Below are 23045 nucleotides of genomic sequence, written 5' to 3' on the forward strand. Positions count from 1 at the left end.
TGGTGGTAGCGTAGTAGTAGTTGGAGGTGTAGTAGTAGTTGGGGGTGGTGATAGCGTAGTAGTAGTTGGAGGCGGTGAAGGTGTAGTAGTAGGTGGTAGTGTAGTGGTAGTTGGAGGTGGTGGTAGCGTAGTAGTAGTTGGGGGTGGTGATAGCGTAGTAGTAGTAGTTGGAGGCGGTGGAGGTGTAGTAGTAGGTGGTAGTGTAGTGGTAGTTGGGGGTGGTGATAGCGTAGTAGTAGTTGGAGGTGATGGAGGTGTAGTCATTGTTTTTGTTTTTGTTTTTGGTTTTGGTTTTGGTAGTGGATGGCGATGGGGGCGTGGTCCTGGAGACATAAAATTCACCTCAATTCATTAAAATAGTGAATACAAAGTATCTTATGTTATTTAATATAATTAGTGAAGGCAGAAATACCATAACATTGTATATTATTTTCGGGGGTACGTTCGTGTCCCTTTTTCTTGGGAAACCTACTTTCTTCTTTATTGACTACTGTCTGCAAGATCTTCGCATGAACTTTTACAAATCTATCATCTAACAACAAGTATGAGGTTAGCAGGGGATGACAATTTAAAACTATTTTGGATAGTAGGACATTCTAGGGGCTAATTTTAGCCCATTTTTTTATTGGTGAACAATTTTTTCAAGCATTCTAAAAAAAGTTAGAAATAGTGGTATTTTGTGCGTCTACTAACGAACAAATGTACTTATGACAGTGGACAAGCATACAAGCGTATAATTCTATTTTTTCATAAGTTATTCTAAACTATTAAAAGGAGTTGTATAATAAATGAGTAATCTAGGTATTCTAGCATGTACAACCACTCACTACCAGATCTATTACGACACAGAGATAGGGTTTAAAAGAGCCCTTGCTAACAACCTCTGTCAAAATGCAGACAAGGACTTTGATCTAATGCAATCGTGGTTCCCGGGAGTTCTAATACCAACTACCATTACGGTGCAAATTATTTCTCCTTATGATGATCATCCTGTTAATTCTGCCCGATGGTGTACTTGCCCTTGTAAGGATCCTACTTTTTGCCCTCCTGAAGTAAGTGCTAAAAATGGTATTTATGTAGAAATCTATGTTGACAATCAAACACAAACGAGTAATGTTCGTTATGATTTAGCCGCAGAAGTCACCGAAATGTTTATGCTATACCAGGGCAGTGGCTGGTCTGGAGCTAATTTTCATCCAACTACGGGAACTGAAGGTACCGTAGGTGAGGGGCTGTCAACCTTCCTTGCTGGGCAATTAGTGCAAATTCAGGGAGTCCAAGGACCAATCCCTAATTTTGCAAACATATGGATGATGTCTTACCGCCCGACCGAAAACCTGAGCTGCCTTTCAACGCTTCCCTATACGTCGACGCCCTCGCCCTCATGTTTTACGGTAGATTATGATAATGCATATGGTCCTACCAATTCCCCTTTCCTATATTTCACATTTTACGTGTTATTCCTCTATTACCTAAAGGATCAACTAGGATATTCAATCAACCAGATCATCAATGATGGAGCACCTAGCAATACTGGATCCATTACTGAGGTCTACCAGAATCTCACTGGTGATTTAAGTAGTGATCCAAATAAAGATTTCTTGGGACTGATCAACATATATTATCCCGGAACAAAAGCTTTACCTGACAATGTGAGAAGTCCCTTCCCAATTCGCTGGGTGCAACAAGGTGGAAATTTATACTATCTTGTTAGTGGCATACCCATGACAGGATGGGTGTATATTGCCCCCCTTTCGTTTTATTTTGATAGCACTGGAGCTTTTTCAGGTTTTGTATGGTACGATGAAGCAATTGACATTGGCAAACCTGTAAACAGCTGGTCAAAGCAAGTTGGCCCTTATTCGTTGTGGTTTGATAGTAACGGAATTTATCTTTATCTATGGTACCAGGGTAACTATTGGCAATACAGGGGCACATGGTACGAGTGGAATGGTACTACTTGGGTGCAAAACCCTTAGAATAAAGCAGTAGTTAACATTTGAATAACCGCGGAAAGATCGTATCTAGCGATAGAACGGTCTTTCTTGTATACTCCCATGGCCAATTTTGTAATAAAAGAAACGTTCCCTTTTGAATAAGGTCAAATAGTAGTAATTGTAAGTGATTAATAAGCCTAGTAATCTAGAGGAAATGACAATATACCTACTTCAACTATGCAGGTTGTATTAAAGAGTATACAGGATAAGGAGGAGTGTGATTAGAAATGGGCATTTGATGTTATTTTCCTAACCGTATTCGTATTGAACTTTGTCCTTTTCACTAGGGGGAACAGTCGCTACAAATGGTTGATCGTTCAATCGCCATGGGGTCACCTGTTACTTATTCTGGGTATCAACAGCGGGCTTCGAATTAGCGACATTTTGCAGATGAAATTCATAGATGTCATCCGGGCTGTAGGAACAAAAGACTAGTATGTCCCAAAATGCGGTTTTTGGGAATAACATCCGAAATTCCGTATAATCTTTCCTGAGCATATTCAAGGGAACCGAATATATTCACTTCACGAAAATGGGAAAATACATACACCCATTACACGGCAGCGCACCCAGCGGACAGCGGAGTATCCACCTGGCTGCATGTGCCGTCGCTCCTTATAATAAATCCATTTTAAATAGCGATGAATCTAACATAGATGAGGAAACCTAAATTAAAATGGAATCCCAAATTTATTCATATACCAGTCATCATCGTATATTCTTCGTGAAAAGTACTTGCTACGTTGCTCCATCACGTCGCTAAGTAAAACCAATGATTCGATTTCTGATGGATTCGAGTATTGGATCAATTTTTTGCATTTTTCGATCCGTTCTTCGTTGAAATGACTGTAGGCCATTCGTAACAAATTGTAATTGATATCATCCCAGGTTAGCGGAAAGGGTTGAGTTTCTGAACGAAATACATGGTAGACCTTTATATCTGGTAAGACACAGCACTGATAGCCGAATAACCACAGTTTGAGTGAAATCTCTTCATCCTCACGTCCCCAAACCCTGAACCCTCTTTCGAAGCCCCCAATATCGAAAAAGACATCTCTGGCTATAGCCAGACACCCACCTGCCAAATGAGGGGATGCAAAAGAAGCTGGTTTCCAAGGATTCCATCTCGGCTCTAAATTCTCAACCCAGCTATAACCATATCCCACATTGTTGGGATTAGCCGCATCCGCAATACCTGGATTCGTCGCGTCAGCATGCCCAGTTTGAATAGGCTTGATTAGACGATCTATCCATAGATCCTCAAAGAATAGATGGGCATCACAAAAAATAAGGTATTTTCCTTTGGAATGATCTGCTCCCAGATTCCTGGCCATAGCAGCTCCAACACCTGTAGATTGTATGAGCTTAATCCGATCGCAATATTCATGTGATTTAAAAAAATGACAGCAGCCATCCGTTGATCCATCATCAACCACAATAATTTCAAATGGACAGTTAGTCTTTACTTGAAAAGCTGAATCAATGGTGTTTTGAACGTGTTTCCCTTCGTTTTTGGCTGGAATAATGATAGATACCAATGGCGTGTTTTGACTTAGCAAGATTTTCCCCCCTCCCATTTTATCGTAATTTTTTAGAAAGAGTCACAGTTTAATCTATTCCGTTGACCAAAAAAAGGCACGGCATATAAACTAGTAACATTTTAAAAAATGTCTACCGTTAAAAGGGTTCTGGTGCAAAACTTCAGGGAAATTACAATGAATTTATAAAACTTGGACATACTGATAATACTACTGTATAAAAGGTGTGTGATTAGTATGGAAAAGGGGAATAGGTTTAAGTGGTAACATTATCAACCAGACATCATCTTGTTTACTTTACGTTGGTAGCTACGGTACAATTTAAACTTTCGTGATTTGGTGGAAATGATGGAAGAAAGAGGGATATTTCTTCCATCATACAACTATTATGCGATGGGTACATCAATATGGTCTTGAGTTGGATAAGCGAGTTCGGACGTTACCCCACACAAACGAATAACTCATGAAGAGTGGACGAAATATATATAAGTAAAATGACAATGGATGTATTTATATTCTGCCGTTGATTCTGAAGGAAACACGATTGACCTTTATTAGAGTAAATCTAGAAATCATAAGGATACAAAGCGCTTTTTCAAGAAAGCTTTGGAGTTTTTTCATGTTTCAGAGCTTCGAGTTATAACAGTCGATGGTCCTGTTCTGTGAGATTATTTATAGGAAGAAAGAATGTAACATCCTAACTCTAAAAATAAGCCCAAAGAATTATTTAATTCTTTGGGCTTATTTTTGCACCAGAATTCAGTATCGTTAGAGAGTAAGAGAGAAGGTGAAGGGAAGTTAGTAGATTAATTTCTTTCAACTTTTTAACTATTTATAGATTAATGCCATACATTTTTTTTAACTCTGGAAGTGGAATGTATATTCCGGCTTCAGATAACGCATCAGCAAATTTTCTATGGATTCTTTCTAATATATCCGCGCGCTCTATATCTGAACCATAGTGTAAAAGGCGGTGACATGTAGGGCAAAGTGCAACAATGTTTTCAATACGATCTAATTCGTATTCGAAATCAGCCTGTCTTGAAATGCAGATAAGATGATGAGCTTCTATGTAAGGTTTATTTGTTGATTTTGCAGTGAAGGTCATGTGCCTTGCATCAATCATACACGTGTAATTCGCCTGACTAATCGCCTTTCTAGAGATCCAAACTCTTCTCGTATAGGAAACTTCACCGTTTTTTTTACGAATGGGATCTCTACGGGGAATAGGGACAATTGATTTTTCACTGTCTATTGAAATCTCATCAGGTTCACTTATTTCGGTAGTAATGGCTGCTTGGAAATTCTCTTCATCCTCTTCAAGAAATATACCATCATCTGCTAATAGAAGTGTATCGTTGAATTCGTCAATTGTACGTTTTCCTTTAAGGATATTGATTTCGTTATAAAGGTTTAATAAAACATTAATATCTTTTGCTAGTTCATTAGTAGAAGGAAAATTAGAAGTTGTGTATTGTTTCCCATAAATATTACCCATCTCGTACCCTTTTGCTAATGCGCCTCGTACATTTAAATCCAATGCTCCTGTAATCCAATCTTCCTCATTTTGGATAACTAACTCGCTTTTTAATTTCTGTGCTGCACATTTCATTTTTTTTGTTCCAATTTTTGTTCCATACTTGTCACGATAATAAGTCCAGCCTTGGTTTAAGCTCATGAAGACACTTTTTCCATCAGAAGAAAACAAGAAAACAATATAATAACCTTTTGTTGCTGATTTTGTAATGTCTTGTATGAATATTGAAATCCAAGGCACTTCAGCCCATTGTCCCTTACCGACGGATCCGGTTACTTTGTAAAAATTACGATCTAAACCTAAGGCACGATAAAATAATTCAGGAAGTTCCTGGCGTATAAGTTCTCCTAGTGGATTATTTGCAAAGGAGTTATTACGTTGGATTGGAAATTGATTGATTATTTCAATTAACATAAGAGAAATTTCTTTTAGTGTATCCTGTTCAGATATTAGATTTTCCACTGGTATTTTCTGTTTTTTAATCAGATTATTTAAATCTAAATTAAATTCTTCAGCTAGTTTTAATAAAAGTTTTCCTTCTACTTTTTGTTTTCCGTTTTCTATTTTTGATAAAGATGCATATTCCACATCTAATATTTTAGCCATTTCTCGTACTGGAAGTTCGTTCTCTAAACGAGTTTTTTTTAATAATTCATTTAGAGAGTGTGAGGTATTCATAATTTTTGCTCCCTTCAGTTTAACTATTTTAATTATATATTGAATTATAAAGTAACGCAAACGCTATACATCGAATGAGAAGAAATCGAAACAAAATTATTGCAGAATTAATATAGAGGTGGTATGCTGATACCAACAAAAAGGATAGGGTGAATCAAAATGAATGAATTATTAGAAAATACCATGAAGGCAATTAAATATAATGACAAAGAGGTGTACAGTAAATTAATTAAGAGAGAAATCCCTAATTATTTAAGGGATCTTTCTTTTATAAAGGGGAATAATGACTTGGAAGTGAAATCGGGTATTGGTATGGGGAATGACGCTCTCGTGCCATGGGTGGCAATAGTTGATAGAAATATTACTAAGAATGATAAGGTGAAAAAAGGGAGTGGGAAGCCTACTGTAAAGAAAGGGTACTATTGTGTCTATCTATTTTCTGCAGATGGGTCATCTGTTTATTTGTCCTTTAACCAAGGGGTTACACAAATAGATGTTATTAGGAAGAAAATGAAAATTGATGGGAAAGTATTGCCTTTGAAAAAAGCATTATTATACTATGCTCATTTATTACGTGAAGAAATGCTAGAAAAGGACTGCTATATTCAAGGGGAAATTAACCTTCATACACAAGTGAAATCTAAGAGTAAGGCAATCGCAGGGTACAAATATCAATTCGCTAATATTGCTGCTAAAAAATACGATACGGGTTTTGTAGTGTCTGAACGAAATTTACGTAATGATTTAGAAAAAATGATAGAGCAATATATATTGATGACGAAAAAAATTCCTAATCATGAAAAATTTATTCTTGGTAAGGACTTGGTTGTAAGAGAGATGTGGAGACAGGAAAAAGCACTTCAGCAAGTACAAATGCCTGATAATATCCCTGGAGATGTGGAAATTTTACCACCTGTTAATACATTTAAAAATGAAGAAGAGATTAAACAAAGTATTGGTAAAAAGAAATCCAGAACAATCTCTGATGCTAAATTAGATGAAAATTTAAAGCATATGAAGCAAATTGGTGATAAGGCGGAGCAAATCGTTTTAAAAGAATTTAAAAAACAGGTTGAACAAAAGTTTGGTTTAGAATATGGAAATAAAGTAAGACAAGTCTCTAAAGGAGAGGAGAAAGGTGAAGGGCATGGGCTTGGTTATGATATATTAGCGTATGATTTTCAAGAAGAAGGTGAAATGCCCAAAGAGATCTTTGTAGAGGTTAAAGGGACAACGAGCAGCAATATTAAGAGTCCTTTTGATATTTCTATTAATGAGTTGAAGAAAATTATTGAGTTAAAAGAAAAGTATCGTCTCGTACGAGTGTTAGACGTTAATGGTGAACCTAAAATTCTGATTTATAAGAATTTCGAAAAATATAAATCCGTCGAATCGTTACTTTCAGGATATTTTAATGCTACACCAACATCTTATAGAATTACAGGAGTTAAAGTAGATTAAGGGTTTTGTTGCAAAGTTTTCTAGATGGGATTTATATGAAAGTAAAAAGAAAATAGTTTTATTCATATCATACGATCGAAAAAGGTGGATACACATTGGTTATTCAACTCTGAAAAATACGAGGTCATCAGGCAGAATAGTCCTTTTTATAGAAAGGTTAGTAAAAACGTTTGAAGAACCGAAATTTACCATCGCAGATAAGACATTTGGATTACTTTGTACGTTCAAATATTTAGTGGGAAAGAGCTTTTGTAAATATACGACTCATTCATAATCAAATGTTTAAACAACCTTATAGAACAGAACCCCCGGCATGTGAAGTATTGTTTTTCAAATTCCGTAGGGTTTTAAAGGTTTTGTTATGTTTCATGCCCTATATTAACAAAGGTAAAGATTCTAAACAGAATCCGCCTTTTCGGTGTATTATGAATTGCAACAATTACTAGTGATTATATAATATTTTCTTATATTTTTATGTTTTTGTTTATCTCTTAGTGAACTTTGCAACAGAACCATGAGGTGCAAAAAGCATTATTAATGTAATTAGAAAATATTCTTAGCGAATTGGACGAGGTATGCATGATGTTATGAAAAAATTTATAACATCATAATTAAAAGTAAGGATCTATTCCGGCGTCATTGGATGAATTAGCTACCAAATGGTACGTGATCGCAAACGTTGAAAAAGAAATCGAATTGACGAAAGATAAACACTGTGGGGGATATTTCTCTGCCATCATAATTATATAAATTGGGGGTAAAGATAAAAAATGAATAGAAGACATATGTCATCAGCTATCGATGTACTGACAGGTTTGTTTTATGTGAACAAGGATTCATTTCTTGGAATGATAACTTTAGAGTTATATGTGGAGCTGGGTTTATTACAAGATAGTAGTTTAATAGCGGAAGTGATTGAAGAAAAGAGAAGTTTTGATTTAATTCATGCAATAAAGCTATTAGATGTGACAGTTGCTGAACATGTGGAAAGCATTATACGAGGCTATTGATATGAATAGGCGTTTAACGATGACGATGATAAATATGTTAATGTCTGAATACAGTAATCGGAATGTACCAATGGTACATACATATTTGAAATGGTATCTTGACCCAAACGAAAAATTCAACCTTGTAAATGATTTAGAAATGACTGCTGAGGTGCTAATGGAAAGGGGAGTTACATTTTTGATTGACTTGATTTCCAATATTAACTGGAAGATAGCGAGGATTTTGTATGCGTTATGCGATGAATATAAATACCCTTATTCGTATCAAATGAAATTGAAAATAGATATTCAAAATGAGGATCACCAGCATGAATAATTTATACATATATACAGCCTATAGATATGTACGTCAGTGGGTTCATGATAACCCCAGAAGTAGGTATATTACACTCGAGAATGTCCCGCATAATAAGGAATGGAAAGATAGTTCCCATCATAGGATGTAACAGCTTATTGTTGAAGTCCGGTTTAGAAAAGGGAGAAGTTTATAGTGTTACGTAAAAAATACCGATCAAACGTATAAATTACCAAGTAGGAGATATATAAATGAAAAAGAAAGACGTACCTGCAAAGGTTATATATAAATACAGTTTATTTGCATACCTTGTAAAAATGGATTGCCAATTTTTATATTCTACACGTAATAGATGCAACCCTGAATACCAATGCTATATGTTCCGCCATGACGAAAGGTTGAATCAGGCCTTAGAAAAATATCCAAATGAAAGGTATACCAATGGAGAAAAAACGAGTAGATTTTGAACATGTAAAAATGATATTGTTATTCGTGTCGGTAGTAATAATGATGTTAATTTTCGCTATGAATGTGTGGGAAGATTTGTTTTATAAGGATGATGAAACGATAAGGCAAGAAAAAGAACGTGAGGAACGAAGAATACAACGGATGGAAATGATTAGAGATATTGAATAAAAGGAAGATCTGCATAGAACTTCCTTTTATTTATGGTATAAATTATTTCTTTTTTCGTTTTTTATAAAACAAAAAAGGAATGCAATAAGTGGGAAAGAGAGTATTTGCTTTATGATTGATGTATAGAAAAAATTGTAGAAGCATAAAATAATGCCTTTCCAAGGTAACTTTGAAACTAAGAAAATCTCATGTAAAATTGCTATCAGAGGGTTGAGAAGATATGATTTATAACCCTGTTGGGTGTGCGCGAATGGTAATTGGAAGTTACACGTTTTAAATCTAAATGAAGATGTTTTGACATTCTTATCTTTAAACGGTAATTCTTGACTAAAAATCTTCAATGTATATCCTGTGTTTGGTTTGATATTTTATTTTAGTTATCTTACTCAATAAATTTATTTGTTGTAAAATGAAGAAAAAGGGGACGTAAAAATGGATTCCGAGGTTGTATATGAAAGAAAAATATTAGTGTTTTTTGATGTGCTAGGTTTCAAAGAAATGGTATTAACAAAGTACAAAAATAATCCTGAAAAAATAGAAGAAATATTAACAACTATGCATTTACTCGCTCATTCTCATTATCCGTCTGAATTAATAGTTTTTTCAGATTCAGTTATAAACATTTTAGAATTTAAGCCTCACTTGGAAGAATACGGTCAAACTTTTTCTGATTATCTAAACGTAATCGTTGGTGAGATCTCAGCAATCCAAATGAAAATGATAAGCTTATATGGCGTTTTGATTAGAGGATCAATTGTCTTAGGAGACATTAGATATAAAAGTGATAGGAATTTACTGTTTGGTCCAGCACTTATTCATGCGTATGAATTAGAGTCAAAACATAGTATATATCCTAGATTCATTTTAGACCAAAAAATTATTAATTTAATAAAAGAAGATGTCAATGGTATGGATCTAAGTCGAGATGTAGATGGTCATTATTTTGTGGATTCATTTAAATGGCTTGTGAAATTAGAAGCAGAAAAAGAATGTTTAGTACCTATTAAACAAAAAATCGAAACTGAAATAAATAACTTAGATGAAACCAAAAATTTAGGAGTATTAAGTAAGTACCATTGGTTTTTAAATAAAATTATTGAAAGAGAGCAATGTAATTTAAAAAAATACATTTAGCCCAGTAATATTAAATCGTTTCATAAATGAATGATATCTTTGAAATACAAGGAATATATATTCAACCACAAGTGATGAACAGAATCAAAAAGTGGTAAATTATCTATATTTCAAGATGAAATCTAAAAAAGCCGAAATATCACCTAATAAAAGGGATGTTTCGGTTTTTTTCTTGAATGGTTTAACCTAGGTAAATGATAGTACATAATTGCAATTATGTTACAATATTTTTAAGTTCATGTACATTTCAAATTATGAGCAATAGAAGTAGGTTTGTTCATAGACTATTTAATTTATGACAGAAGGTAACTTGGGCGGATATTAAACTACAGTTGGTGAGAAATATGATTGTGTTTGGAAAAGTATCATGGTTTGGTGGTTACAATCGTAAGACAGGGCAGGAAAATGATTATGGTTTTATTGAAACAAATGATGGCACCTCTTATTTTGTACATAAATCAGCTATTCTACAAGGAACAATTTTGCGAGAGGGGGATTGGGTAGAATTTACGCCACGGCATCAAAAGGTAAAAGACAAAGAGAAAAAGGATGCTCAAAATGTAAAGACAGTTGCTCCGCATTCTGATTTTCCATTGAGAAAATTGTTATTGTCAGGTCAATTTGCTTTAGTTGAAACTGTATTGACTCAAGCTATTATGCAGGAGAATGATATACAGCTTGCTGAAAGATGGTTTGCACAATGGCTGGAGTTTCATAGTAGTAACGATCCAAATTGTGAAAAGTCTTATTTTGCTGCAGGAATAATAAATCCCGATTTTCTTCGACGGTTAGCTGAGCTGGTGAAGGATACAATGTGGGAGAATTACCCTACAAAATGGGGATTGGAATTTTATCAAAAAGTGCCAACATTTGATGTTGCTGGAGAAAGTGAAAGCCGAATTCAACATGTAAATGGATGGCTGAACAAGCAATCAATGAGCTTCTTACAGGAGGTTTTGTACCAATTTCCTGAATGGCTTCGTACATGGAACGGTCTCTTGCATAAGCTAAAGGATTGGCTTTCACGGGTTCCATTTAGTGAAAAAAAGAAGTATAGGTATTCCATTCCTGACGACATAAAGGAAAGGCTGAATTTATGGTATTTGTTTGAAGGAGAGAAGTTCCACACCGCCTTCTCTAAGTATTGGAGTTTCATTGAAAATGACGAGACTTTAAGGGAGAAATGTTTAAACCAATGGTTGCAATGTTTACACGAAGGAGAATTTGAAAAAAGCTGGACTATATCTCTAACTGACGAACTGGAACAATGGGCCCTAAAGCGCCAAAAGCTGAATCTATATATACCACAAAACTGGGACATTGATACTTTGTATGGAAATTATTATATAAGAAGTCCTTGGCGTAGCCCTATACAAGTTAAAGTTCCAATTAGCTGTGTGTGGAAGGACCTTCCTGTTTCCTTCTTTGAGTTATTGTCCATAAAAATAAAAAACAAAGAAGTTGATCTGGATATTCCTATTGAGGCATGGGCACTTTATCTACGGAATTTTGAGCCAACTGGAAGGGCCATTGTTTGGCTAAGAAAGAAATGGAATGTTATTCATCAGGCCCAAAAGCTTACAGTTTTCTGTTTGCTGGGAGAAAATTGGTTCTCTATACAGCAGCTTTATCCTGATTTAGGGAGTATTGAGGCCCTATTACTATGGGAAGATAAAATCGATTTATCAGTGAAAGCCTCATGGTGGGACCAGCTTGATGTAATTGGTAAGTGTTCTTGGTATATCTTGGCATTCCAAAGGGGATATAGAAATTTACATTTTCTTGAGGAAAGCGTATCAAATCCGCTTTTGAAATCATTTCAATTACTGTATAAGCATTATTTGGGACTGCAACAGCTTGATTTTGCTCAATGGCAATCATTATTACAAGATCATTATATTAATTTGGCAAAGAATTTCAATGAGAAATTACTCAAAGAAAGCAAGTGGCTTTGGCCTGCTTGCGATCATGAAGAATGTGATTTTTGTGAAGGTAAGCCGTGGAAGAGAGGCAAAGAGGATATTAACCAAATAAGTAGAGCGTATTGCCCAAGAACAAAGAAAGAATGTGCATTGGCAATGAGTGAACAGGAAATCGGATCCCGTTTCCGAAGATACAAGAGTTTGCCAAGCCATTGGTTAAATTGGCGTACGCCTGAAATATTCGGCTTCTTGCAAATACAGGTTCCATTTGAGTACTTCACACGTTTTGGGGGATGGCTGAATCGTCTTCTGGAGTTGCAGGAACGCTTGAAATGTAGCGGATGTAAAGAGCCAATGATTAATGATTTCGACTACAGTAAGGACTTCATGGCAAGATACTCTATGACTATTGCAACCTGTAATCAGCATACAATTGGCCATCATGATAATAAAATTTACTTTAATGACTGTTGGAATCATCATGATTGCAACCAAATGATTGATTCACGTGATAATAGAGTAAGGGATATGAAAGACCGCACTATAAACCCAGGCCTAGGGACTTATCGAAATTATTATTTGTGCACTGGATGCGGCGCGGCAAAGGCCCCTAAACATTATCCTGGTTATATTAAATATTCCGGAACAGATGGTGAGAGATGGGATTTTTCTAATATGTCAAGTCATTTCAAAGGCTGGTATTATGTCCCGGGTGATATATGTCCAAATTGTGGATTAGAAAATATGGAACGTTTTTCAAAAGGGAATGGACAAAGCAATACACACGCTAAATGTAATCATTGTTCTCATACTATTCGAATTCCTAAAATATTTATTCCTACTGTTGAATTATGGGAACAGTATAAGAGCAAAAGATGATATGTGAGGCAGTTCTAAATAATAAAGAATACGAAAATTTAATGCAGTAGTCTAAAGTTTTCCTACTAAATGCTATGGAGGGTGTGGAAACTAGTATGAGTGGTAATATTATGACTCTAACGAATAGAGAATTAAATAAAAAGGCAAAAGAAATTGTAAAAGAGAAGTTTAAAGAATATGATGCTAAGATTATTGAAAAAGATAGAATCTTTTCAGTATTAACAAAAGAAGGTAAAGGAATAAAAGTTTTAGTAAAATCTATTAGAAGACCTACGGAATATGTCTTAATCTTAAAGAAACATATGGATGCAAGTCAGGTTAATTTTTACATAGCCTTGGTAATCTTTTCAGGAGAGAATACTCCCGAATTATTTTTAATTCCTGCAACAGCTTTTTTGGAACCGAATGATTTACTTAGGGATAGACCTAAGTATAAAGAGCCTGAGTTTGGTATGAATGTATCAAATAAAAACATGCCTTTATTAAATATCTATAATTTTACCAACTTTTTCAATGAAATTTAGTAGTAATTAAGTAGTTCGTTTATTAATAAAATTAATAACTATAATATCTTCAATAAAATCTAATTGTAGAATAAAAGAGAATTATTGATCAACTTTTAACCAAAAGGTTTATCTTTTAAAAAGAAATAAAAGTTTGCAAAGTAAAAAAACCTTTGACTATCAAAGGTTTTTTTTATGTGATCCTGAATGGATTCGAACCAGTGACCTACACTCTGCCAAGATAAGAAACATGTGTTTTGCGTTTTGAGAATATCAATCGCAAAGCTATTTGTATCAGGGATTTATAGAGTATTCTATATTTTCTTGTGCAAATCCTGTAGCGTAGAAAAATGAAATTTATTGACCAGAATCTTGACCAGTTTCTAATTAAATTTTATGAGTTTAAAGAGATTTTATGTGAAAAGAGGGGATATGTATCTTTTAAGGTAAGTATTTTTCTTGTTTAAGAATTTAGTACAAAATTTTTGTTTTGGATTTACTAGAAAAATATTTAAATATAAATATATTATATTTAACGGTAATTGAGAGGTATGTTAAAATATTCCTAATAGCCTAAATTTGAACGAAAGCGGCATTTTTTCACACAGAAGAGGGAGTCTTCAAAATTAAGAATTGTTGAAAGGAGATAAGGGATCATTGATACCAGAAAATATACAGAGAAACCATGTGATTAAAGCTATGCAAGAGGTTGATGATAAAGGCATACCTAAAAGTAGGAAATCTACAAAATTCCAACTGTTATATGATGATAAATTATATCCTCCTAAATATATTATTTCTCTTGCGAATAAGTATTCCAATGGTAAGGAACTGGAGCCTTGGGAATTTGGCGGTGGAGTAGAGACAAACAACTTTTTGAAACGATTAAACTTCAAAATTGTTTATAAGATGAATAGGATAGCTGAAGAACAAATTAAAAAGAATCTTACTAAGAGCTATTATAGTGAGGAAAAGAAAAAGGATTTATTAGGTAAGAAAAAGCATACTCAACGATGCAGTGATTGTAAGAATACCATATTTGATATGTTCCGGACTATATTTGGAAGCGTGAAGATAGAACATAAAATGGAAATTAAAGCTAGGTTAGAAGACTATGCTAAAGAAAGCTACTATGAGAACTTATTAACTATTTATGGTGAATTAAAGAATCACAGGGGTAACGAAGATTTTGTTAGAAGTAAATTCCTTCAGCCTTGTGATATATATGTACCTAATCCAGGTTTTATAGTTGAACTTGATGAATCGCAACATTTTTCTGAGTTAAGGGAAATAACATTGCGACATTACCCGCAAAATCTAAAAACTGGATTTGAGGTGAGTGAATGGATTGGAAAATGTAAAGATATAAGGGCTAAGGATAATAACCCTTATTATAGAGATGAACAAAGAGCGTGGTACGATACATTAAGAGACTTTTTACCATTGATTAAAGACATTCAGCCGACTGTTCGCATATCATTACTAGATTATAGTTGGTGTCAGTTAAACCCAAATAAGAAAAAAGATGTAGAAATATTCAAATCAAAGGTTTTCAAAAATAAAGAAACAGATAACGGCTTAGTTGAAAAAGTAATGGGGGTACCGAATTGTAATGTACAAATTGCCACTGTTTGTCTACAATCAGGGGGTCGTTATACTAATGAAAGTAGAACTGAATTACTTTTGGAACTAATAGATAATTTAGACAAGAGAGCTGACTTAATTCTATTACCTGCTGGCTTTTATGAGACAATTTATGATGCTCCTAGTACCTTATATAAGCGTATGAGTAAAGTCATCGGGAAGCATTTAGATAAAATAGATAGTGATATGGCAGTCTGTTTAGGAATAGATGGTCGTTATGGATTAGATCAAATGGCTGTTCTATTTACAAGGACAGGCTTACAGTCTATTGGACGAAAGTTTTATCCAACAACGTATGAAGAAATTGATGGCGCCGATTCTTATCTGTCTTTAGAGGATGGCTATTCAAGGGTATTTCAAATTAAGGATAAGAAATTTTATATGGCGGTTTGCTATGATGGTTTCGGAATTAAAAAGGAACAATTAAAAAACCCAGGTGTTGATGTAGTATTAGATTTAGTGCATCGTTTTCACCCAATAGGTGAAGATATTTCAGGTGATGTATTGTTTGCTAAACATGGATTTGCAGGAGCATCTAAACATTGGAAATGTCCAGTTTTTGGAGCGGCTGTATTTTTTGACAGGGAGATACCAAAAAACTGGCCTACAGGTGTAATGTGGAAGTGCGATAAAAAGAATACAAGAAACTGGAGATATACAGATAATAAATTATCATATTATAAAGAGATTTTGATTAAAAGAAGCGAAAAGGCACTGATTAGATTATTTGAAATTTAGTAGGAAGAATTAAAAAGGATCTATAGGGGGAAATGTAAGTGAATATTGATTCAAGAGATGTAGAAAAAATGATTAAGTTAGCTAGAGAAGGAAAACAAATTTCGAAAATATGGGAAGAGGATTTTCCGCAATATGATTACTGGGATATTTATATGGAGATACACGAGGCTGGGGAAAAAAGTGCACTTGGTACGAGAAAAAAGATTACTTATCGATTAAATAAATTACAAACTGCTACTAAAAGAGAACGAGAAGATATAATTCTAGAGATTCAAGATTTGGTCGAGCATTTATATGTAAGGTATAAAGAAAGTCAGAAAAAGTTACAAGAAATAAGAAATGTAATTGAAAAATAAAAAGGGGATGTAAACCATCCTTATTATAAATATTAGTTTGTTTTATACTTTTAATACATAAAGAATAGATATTAATTGAATGAATTTTAAAAAGTTCTGGAGTGAGTTTATATGGGGTTATCAGATGGTAGATGTGATATTTGTGGGAGTGAATTTACAAGGTATTTTCAGGATGAAAAAGGAAGGTGTTATTGTTCGGAAAGGTGTTACGAGAATGCATTACCTAAATGTTTAACATGTAATAAATCGATGAAACAATGGATAGAAACACAGGGCGGAAAGAAGTACTGCTCGGAGGAGTGCTATCAGGAAACATGGAACAAGTGTTCAATATGTAACAAGCCAATGAAACAATGGACAGAATCAGAAGATGGAAAGAAGTATTGTTCAGAAGAATGTTATAAAAAAACATGGAATAAATGTTCAATGTGTAATACACCAATGAAACAATGGACAGAAACGAAGGATGGGAAGAAGTACTGCTCAGAAGAGTGTTATAAAAAAAGTTGGCATAGATGTGTGGTTTGTAATAAGCCAATGAAAGAATGGCAAGAAACAAAGGATGGTAAGAAATACTGTTCTGAAGTATGTTATGAAACAGCATTTGATAGATGTAAGACATGTAATAGACCAATGAAGGAATGGATTATAAGTGAGAATGAAAAGTATTGCTCGGATAACTGTTTCTTAGAATCTTGTCCTACATGTAATGTTTGTGCGAAGCATACAGACAATTGGATTGAAAGTGATAAAGGAGAAATATTTTGTTCAGATAAGTGTAGAAACACAACATTACCTCCTTGTAATATCTGTGGACAACGTACGGAAAAATGGTTAGTCAGCAAGGATAACAAAACATACTGTTCAGAAGAGTGCTATAGTCATACATTACCTAGATGTATGCATTGTGCTAGGCCAATGAGGGAATGGTTAGTCACAAAGGATGGAAGAATTTATTGCTCTGATAATTGTATTTCCGAGAGTAATATTATTATGGAGAAGGTAAATAGATTCTGTAATATGACAGGGCTAACAACTAGTGAAGTAGAGGGATTACTTGTTAAGAATAGATGGAATTTAGATGAAGCAATAACAAAGGTGGATAATTATATGGAGTCTTTAAATGGGAAAGTAACCACATCTAAAGTGGTTGTAGATGGTATTAAAAATGCAGGGATTTATGATAAGTTAGCGCAAAACCTTTCAAGTTATAATACAATGCGTGGTGGTAAAGGGGGATTTAAAGGTTTTGTATTTGAAGATATGCATGCAGCAAATGCATCACTTAAAGGGAAAACTACAGAGGTTATAGCTAATAATGGTTTAGCTGATTTTAGAATATTAAATACAGATGGTACATATTCACTTGGTCAGGCAAAACTTGGATATAATACGGGGAACATAGATTGGTCACCTTATAAGGGACAAGAAATAGTGATTGATAAGGGGAACACTAAGTTAATTGAAAGTGCAAGAAAATCTGGGATGAATGTAGTTGAGTCGGATATTAGTAAAGTGGATGCAGAAAGATTAGCACAGACAATGCAGTTTGAAAGTAAGATAACAGGAAAGCCGAATGCACCACTAACAGCTAATTTACATTCATACCATCAAGCTGGAATTAATAGTGTTAAGAATGGAGCGGCATTTGGCGCAGGTTTTAGCATAGGTTCAAATATTGTAGACGTAGCAACAGGTGATAAAAGTATTGGAGAGGCATCAGTTACAATAGCTAAGGACACAGTCACAGCAGGAGTCGGAAGTTATGTAATAGGAGCTGGAACAGCGGCAGTAGCCAATACTGCAGTTGGTGGAACAGTAATAAGTGGAGCCACAGCAGCAGGAGCTGCGATTGCAGGGACAAGTGTAGGATCAGCAGCAATTGCAGCAGGAACAGCGGTTACAGCCGCAACAAGTGGAGCCGCCGCCGCAGTTGGTGGTGCAATAGCAAGTACAACAGTAGGAGCTACAATAGTAGGTGGAGCCACAGCAGCCGCAACAGCTTTAGGTGCAACGGCAGTAGGAGCCACTATTGTTGCTGCAGCACCAGTAGTAGCAGCAGGAGCTGCAATAGGAGGCGTATTTAAAATAGGTAAAAAATTGTTTGGTAGAAGATAATTTATTGAAAAAATTAAGTATATAAGTTGCTAGTATTTAAGGGTATCAAAACGGTTAATTGAAGGGGAATATTGTAAAATTGGATCAAGAGGTAAATGCTATTGATAGTAGTTAAAGAAATGAAATACGACATTTACTTAGGTATTCAAAAGTTATAATGAGTGTCTTTTTTCTGTGGGAAAATCTTGATGTTTCAAGGTTTTCACTAAATTGTATCAATGGAGCATAGCGGGCTCGAACCAGAGATCCCCATCCTGTCAAGGTGGCACTCTTCTAACTAAGTTATGGGAAGTAACTACTTTTCACTCTTCAAACCTAATCCACAAGGTTTATTAATCTGTACCCAATTACTTCCTTCTTTTGTCTTCATATTCTATAATTAATCTATAAAATTAAATGGGGGTAATTTCCAAGATGAAGCTTCAAATAGTGACCCAAAAAGCTACTCATTATGAACCCGATATTTCATTGCTTGCTGAAAAAGAATCAGGACGTCAAGAATTCGTAAAACGTTTCCCATTAGAATCCTTAAGAAATCTAAATATAGAAGAATATGCAAATACTAAAACTAAAGATTGTTTTAATTACTGGCTTGAGCAGAAAAATATCCTAGGTGGTATTGGTGGAGCAAATGCTGCTAAATTCGGAATTTATCGTGCTAAAACTGGTGAGTACTGTAAAGGATACGGTAAACAAAAATTGGTATTAAAAGGTGAGCAGTTGCAGGAAGAATTTAGAGCTCTAAAAGAGGGGATTTGTGAAGCAATTCAACTTGCAAAGGAAGACCGCATTTCTGAAATTGTTACATTGAATTTGCCAATTTATAATATGGTACTGCTAAAAATTTTAAATATTTATGTTCCAGAGAGATTTTTTAATATTTATTCACCACCAATTTTGATTGAGTTAGGAAAGGAATTACAGATAAAAGATGAATTGCTTACTCCTCAGAATGCAATTGCTTTGAATCATGCAGTGTTGCATTCTATTAAGAAACAATATGTTTTTTTAGATTGGTCTAATGAAAAAATCTCAAGATTTATCTGGGATACATTTTCTGAGCGAGATAAATCTCTTGATAAGAATACAAACTATTGGCTAGCTGGACATACCTATGGGAAAGATCGCTCTATCCAAGATTATTTATTGAAAAACAACTGCATAGCAATAGGATTTTTACAAGAGGATTTATCATCTCTTTTAGAAGAAGAGAATATTGAAGAGATCATAGATGAGAAGGAAGAAACATCAGCAGGACAAAAAGCATTAAAGCAATTTTTAAAAATGAAAGAAGGAGACCTTGTTGCTTTAAAAACATCTTTTACTCGAAAGGTTGATGGGAAGACAAGATCAGTGTTACGGGTTAGCGCTGTTGGAAAAATTACCAAAGATACTATCGATGGTTATGAATTCTCTGAAGAGTACGGGCATCTCCTTCCAGTAGAGTGGATTAATACTGAGGAGAGAGAGTTCATAGGTTACGGAGGATATCGTAGTACATTAAATGAAGTGAAAAATAAGAATGTAATTAACTTAGTATTTATGCAGGGAAAGGAAATTAGCAATACGCCCCAAGAAACTAGTGAAGTATTAGATACAGATCCAAGAAACTATGTATTTTTTGGTCCACCTGGAACAGGGAAAACATATCAAATTGTTGAACGTGCTCTTGAATTAATCGATAAAAGAACATATGAGGAACTGAAGGCAGATGGACGAGAAGCATTGCAACAAGAGTTTTCACGTTTAACTAAAGAAGGGAACATTCATCTCGTAACGTTCCATCAGTCCTATGGATATGAAGATTTTATAGAAGGATTGAAATCTGATGGGAAAGGGAACTTTGTGCCAACGGATGGTATTTTGAAAAAAGCGGCACTTGAAGCGATGTATGAAGGAATTCAAAGTACAAGCCAGGAATTTTCGAATGAAGTTCGTTTTGAGCAACTTTATGATTACTTGGTTGAAAATGGTTTGAAGAATAATATTCAATTTGAATCAAAAACAGGAACGAAAAATTTCATTTCATACATTTCAGAGCAAAATAATATTGTTGTAACGAGTGAAGATGTAAAAACTAGTTCAATAGTTTCAAAGAATCGTTTACTAAGCCTTTATCGTTATATTCAGGAGCATGATATTGATTGGAAGAATAATATTATGTTTGTTCGTGAGGCGATTGGTGGGTGTAATCAGACAAGATATTGGTCTGTACTAAATTGGATATTAGAAAAAATGGAAGATACAGTAGAAGACGAAGAAAAAATTGAAGTTGAAGTAGAAGAGAAAAAGGCAATTATTCAAAAGGCATTGTTGGAAAACAGTTCGTTTGATTATTCGAATGCGAAAAAACATGTTGTAATTATTGATGAAATGAACCGAGGCAATATCTCTAAGATTTTTGGTGAGCTGTTAACGTTACTAGAAGAGGATAAGCGCTTAACACAAAGTAATGAATTGATTGTTGAACTACCTTATTCAAAAGAGAAGTTTACGTTACCACCCAATTTATATGTAATAGGGACGATGAATACAGCCGACCGTTCAATTGCACTGCTTGATACAGCGTTACGCCGTCGCTTTGTGTTTGAAGAAATCATGCCAAATACGGATCTTCTTGAATCGATTGGTGATGAAATTGATCTTGCTGAAATGCTTTCTGTTATTAATAAGCGGATTGAAGTGCTGTATGATCGCGATCATATGATTGGGCATGCGTATTTTATCAACGCGAAAACTGATAATGAAGTTATAGCTATTTTTCAAACGAAAATCATTCCACTATTACAAGAGTATTTTTATGATGATTGGGAAAAGATCGGTCTTGTTTTGGGTGGAATAGGGAGTTCAAAGGAAGATCAATACATTGTTTATAAAGAAGAAGTTAATGTAAATAAACTGTTTAAACAAAAGCCATCTATTTATATTCCTGCACTGTACCGAGTAAAACGAAAATTAACAGCGCAAGAGCTAATCGCAATTTATGAATAAGACAATTATAGTGCGTGAGGCGTATGACTGGATTACAGAAAGTGACGTTACAGTAGAACAATTTGATGAGCTTATACGATATATTGAAGAGAAATATCCAAATGAACAGGTGATTGATCAAAAGTATAAACGACTTCGGTTTATTAATTATGTTGGCGTCATACAATGTTCTGATGTGCGGTATGAAATTATACCCAAAATAAAAATCACACCTATTGACGATCGAAAGGCATTGCTAGGAATGCTTTCAATTACAGGCTTTTTGCCGGTTTCATTTTATGAGGAAGTACTAAATGGTGAGGATAGGGGAGAACTGCTTACGGCATTTCTTGCTACATTTCTTACCCGTTTGCTGAATGAACTCAGAAAAGGGACTTATAAAACATACGAACGTCATGAAGAAAATTTAAATACACTGCGTGGCAAACTCGAGCTTAGTAAACACATTTATAAGAATGTATTTCAAAAAACAAAAGCATATTGTGCATTTGATGAATATACGGAAAATAACTCTTTGAACCAGCTATTTAAATGTGCATTGCTCATTGTAAAAAAGCATACAAAAATACATACTTTAAAACTTTATCTTGAGCGCTGTTTAGGCTACTTAGAACCTGTGGATGTAGTACATTTTACAGAGAAGGAAATAAAAAGCATTACATTTAACCGACAGAATGAACGTTTTCGTCAAGCTGCTTTATTTGCTAAGCTAATTGTTGAGCGAGCAACGATTTATAGTAAAGGGCGAGGAGCATCATCGTTCTCTTTCTTATTTCAAATGAATATGTTGTTTGAGAAATATATTGAAGTAGCACTACAAGAGGCTATTGGTAATAATAAAATAATCAGTCAACATGCAGAGAAGAGGCTATTACGTAACAAGAAGAGTGGACGCCAGAACATTTTATTAAAACCAGATTTTGTGATTGATAATGTGATAATCATGGATACAAAGTGGAAAAGTGCAACAAATAATGGAAGAAGTAGTTATGTTCAGAGTGACATTTATCAAATGTATGCGTATGTAACTGCTTATAAGGAAGTTCAAAGGTGTATATTGCTGTACCCAAAACAGGAGATAGAAGCTGTTCATCCTGTGTGGGAAGTTATTGATACTGAAAAAACTATCGAAATGTGCACGATAAGAATTGATGAATTTTCCGAGACTGTGCGAGAATTAAAAGAAATTCTACAAAAACAAGTTAAATAATTTTGTAAAGACACTCAATTGAATTTGGGTGTCTTTTATTTTAGAAATCAAATCTCTTTATAAAAGAATGAATATTCAGTTTGTTTTAATTGAAATAGAAATGAACTTATTATATAATAAGTTCAAGAAAATTTTTCCTTTTTAATCATTCCTAAATAACCACAAACCTTTCGGGTTTACGATTCATTACAAGGAAGTGTATAACGCATATACGCTAATTTGTAATACGAATGTATTCCTGGAAGGTTTTTTGCGTTGTGGGAATAGGATAAGTAATCAACTAACAAGGATGTGATAAATTATCTTAAATTATTAAGAATTGTAGTGGGGAAATAAGAATTTTGGATTTCAAAATACAAAAGAAGGTGAAAAAAGATGAGAGTAGCAGTCTCGTCTTT

16 protein-coding genes and 1 pseudogene are annotated in these 23045 nt (G+C 34.4%); 15 read left to right on the top strand and 2 right to left on the bottom strand.

Annotated elements, in window-relative coordinates; translation table 11 throughout:
* A partial coding sequence (locus AC2CGR_RS23485) for a hypothetical protein (protein WP_484481256.1) occupies positions 1 to 355 on the top strand: 355 nt, incomplete at its 5' end.
* Between the two features lie 433 nt (positions 356 to 788).
* On the top strand, positions 789 to 1979 hold the full coding sequence (locus AC2CGR_RS23490) for a hypothetical protein (RefSeq protein WP_484481257.1): 1191 nt from the start codon (positions 789 to 791) through the stop codon (positions 1977 to 1979).
* Between the two features lie 689 nt (positions 1980 to 2668).
* On the opposite strand, the gene AC2CGR_RS23495 is transcribed toward AC2CGR_RS23490, so the two are convergent.
* The gene (locus tag AC2CGR_RS23495) at positions 2669 to 3556 is read right to left on the bottom strand and encodes a glycosyltransferase family 2 protein (protein WP_484481258.1); all 888 of its coding nucleotides are present in this window, start codon (positions 3554 to 3556) and stop codon (positions 2669 to 2671) included.
* Between the two features lie 261 nt (positions 3557 to 3817).
* On the opposite strand from AC2CGR_RS23495, the pseudogene AC2CGR_RS23500 reads away from it, so the two are divergent.
* Positions 3818 to 4186, top strand: a pseudogene (locus AC2CGR_RS23500) (IS6 family transposase); the annotation flags it as partial.
* A gap of 181 nt (positions 4187 to 4367) precedes the next feature.
* On the opposite strand, the gene AC2CGR_RS23505 reads toward AC2CGR_RS23500, so the two are convergent.
* A complete protein-coding gene (locus AC2CGR_RS23505) occupies positions 4368 to 5750 on the bottom strand; it encodes an MrcB family domain-containing protein (protein WP_484481259.1) in 1383 nt (460 codons plus the stop codon).
* A 159-nt stretch (positions 5751 to 5909) separates the two neighbouring features.
* Here AC2CGR_RS23505 and AC2CGR_RS23510 point away from each other — a divergent pair, with 159 nt between their 5' ends.
* From AC2CGR_RS23510 to AC2CGR_RS23565, 12 genes are all read left to right on the top strand, one after another.
* A complete protein-coding gene (locus tag AC2CGR_RS23510; RefSeq protein ID WP_484481260.1) occupies positions 5910 to 7211 on the top strand; it encodes an MrcB family domain-containing protein in 1302 nt (433 codons plus the stop codon).
* A 770-nt stretch (positions 7212 to 7981) separates the two neighbouring features.
* A complete protein-coding gene (locus tag AC2CGR_RS23515) occupies positions 7982 to 8221 on the top strand; it encodes a hypothetical protein (protein ID WP_484481261.1) in 240 nt (79 codons plus the stop codon).
* 1 nt (position 8222) lies between these two features.
* Entirely contained in the window at positions 8223 to 8537 is a 315-nt protein-coding gene (locus AC2CGR_RS23520) for a hypothetical protein (RefSeq protein ID WP_484481262.1), read from the top strand.
* 420 nt (positions 8538 to 8957) lie between these two features.
* Positions 8958 to 9152 (top strand): hypothetical protein, encoded by a 195-nt coding sequence (locus AC2CGR_RS23525; RefSeq protein ID WP_484481263.1) that lies wholly within the window; start codon positions 8958 to 8960, stop codon positions 9150 to 9152.
* A 432-nt stretch (positions 9153 to 9584) separates the two neighbouring features.
* Positions 9585 to 10286, top strand: coding sequence for a hypothetical protein (locus AC2CGR_RS23530; protein WP_484481264.1), 702 nt, complete (start codon positions 9585 to 9587; stop codon positions 10284 to 10286).
* A gap of 344 nt (positions 10287 to 10630) precedes the next feature.
* On the top strand, positions 10631 to 13087 hold the full coding sequence (locus tag AC2CGR_RS23535; protein ID WP_484481265.1) for a cold shock domain-containing protein: 2457 nt from the start codon (positions 10631 to 10633) through the stop codon (positions 13085 to 13087).
* 95 nt (positions 13088 to 13182) lie between these two features.
* On the top strand, positions 13183 to 13611 hold the full coding sequence (locus tag AC2CGR_RS23540; RefSeq protein ID WP_484481266.1) for a hypothetical protein: 429 nt from the start codon (positions 13183 to 13185) through the stop codon (positions 13609 to 13611).
* A gap of 636 nt (positions 13612 to 14247) precedes the next feature.
* Positions 14248 to 15972, top strand: a complete 1725-nt coding sequence (locus tag AC2CGR_RS23545; RefSeq protein WP_484481267.1) for a ScoMcrA-related endonuclease — start codon at positions 14248 to 14250, stop codon at positions 15970 to 15972.
* A gap of 38 nt (positions 15973 to 16010) precedes the next feature.
* Positions 16011 to 16328 (top strand): hypothetical protein, encoded by a 318-nt coding sequence (locus AC2CGR_RS23550; RefSeq protein WP_427278999.1) that lies wholly within the window; start codon positions 16011 to 16013, stop codon positions 16326 to 16328.
* A 345-nt stretch (positions 16329 to 16673) separates the two neighbouring features.
* Complete coding sequence (locus AC2CGR_RS23555) at positions 16674 to 18446, top strand: hypothetical protein (RefSeq protein WP_484481268.1); 1773 nt, start codon at positions 16674 to 16676, stop codon at positions 18444 to 18446.
* Between the two features lie 414 nt (positions 18447 to 18860).
* Positions 18861 to 21437 (top strand): McrB family protein, encoded by a 2577-nt coding sequence (locus AC2CGR_RS23560; RefSeq protein WP_484481269.1) that lies wholly within the window; start codon positions 18861 to 18863, stop codon positions 21435 to 21437.
* Positions 21430 to 22647: an McrC family protein gene (locus tag AC2CGR_RS23565; protein ID WP_484481270.1), complete on the top strand. Its 1218-nt coding sequence runs from the start codon at positions 21430 to 21432 to the stop codon at positions 22645 to 22647. The genes AC2CGR_RS23560 and AC2CGR_RS23565 overlap by 8 nt, the downstream gene beginning before the upstream one ends.
* Positions 22648 to 23045: the final 398 nt, after the last annotated feature.

Source organism: Bacillus sp. LSHTCR4, assembly GCF_057197025.1.

What these genes read in the sequence shown, in the direction of transcription:
- AC2CGR_RS23540 (WP_484481266.1), top strand. Translation starts at nt 13,183, where the DNA reads ATGAGTGGTAATATTATGACTCTAACGAATAGAGAATTAAATAAAAAG.
- AC2CGR_RS23490 (WP_484481257.1), top strand. Translation starts at nt 789, where the DNA reads ATGAGTAATCTAGGTATTCTAGCATGTACAACCACTCACTACCAGATC.
- AC2CGR_RS23555 (WP_484481268.1), top strand. Translation starts at nt 16,674, where the DNA reads ATGAAACAATGGACAGAATCAGAAGATGGAAAGAAGTATTGTTCAGAA.
- AC2CGR_RS23515 (WP_484481261.1), top strand. Translation starts at nt 7,982, where the DNA reads ATGAATAGAAGACATATGTCATCAGCTATCGATGTACTGACAGGTTTG.
- AC2CGR_RS23565 (WP_484481270.1), top strand. Translation starts at nt 21,430, where the DNA reads ATGAATAAGACAATTATAGTGCGTGAGGCGTATGACTGGATTACAGAA.
- AC2CGR_RS23560 (WP_484481269.1), top strand. Translation starts at nt 18,861, where the DNA reads ATGAAGCTTCAAATAGTGACCCAAAAAGCTACTCATTATGAACCCGAT.
- AC2CGR_RS23535 (WP_484481265.1), top strand. Translation starts at nt 10,631, where the DNA reads ATGATTGTGTTTGGAAAAGTATCATGGTTTGGTGGTTACAATCGTAAG.
- AC2CGR_RS23530 (WP_484481264.1), top strand. Translation starts at nt 9,585, where the DNA reads ATGGATTCCGAGGTTGTATATGAAAGAAAAATATTAGTGTTTTTTGAT.
- AC2CGR_RS23520 (WP_484481262.1), top strand. Translation starts at nt 8,223, where the DNA reads ATGAATAGGCGTTTAACGATGACGATGATAAATATGTTAATGTCTGAA.
- AC2CGR_RS23525 (WP_484481263.1), top strand. Translation starts at nt 8,958, where the DNA reads ATGGAGAAAAAACGAGTAGATTTTGAACATGTAAAAATGATATTGTTA.
- AC2CGR_RS23505 (WP_484481259.1), bottom strand. Translation starts at nt 5,750, where the DNA reads ATGAATACCTCACACTCTCTAAATGAATTATTAAAAAAAACTCGTTTA.
- AC2CGR_RS23510 (WP_484481260.1), top strand. Translation starts at nt 5,910, where the DNA reads ATGAATGAATTATTAGAAAATACCATGAAGGCAATTAAATATAATGAC.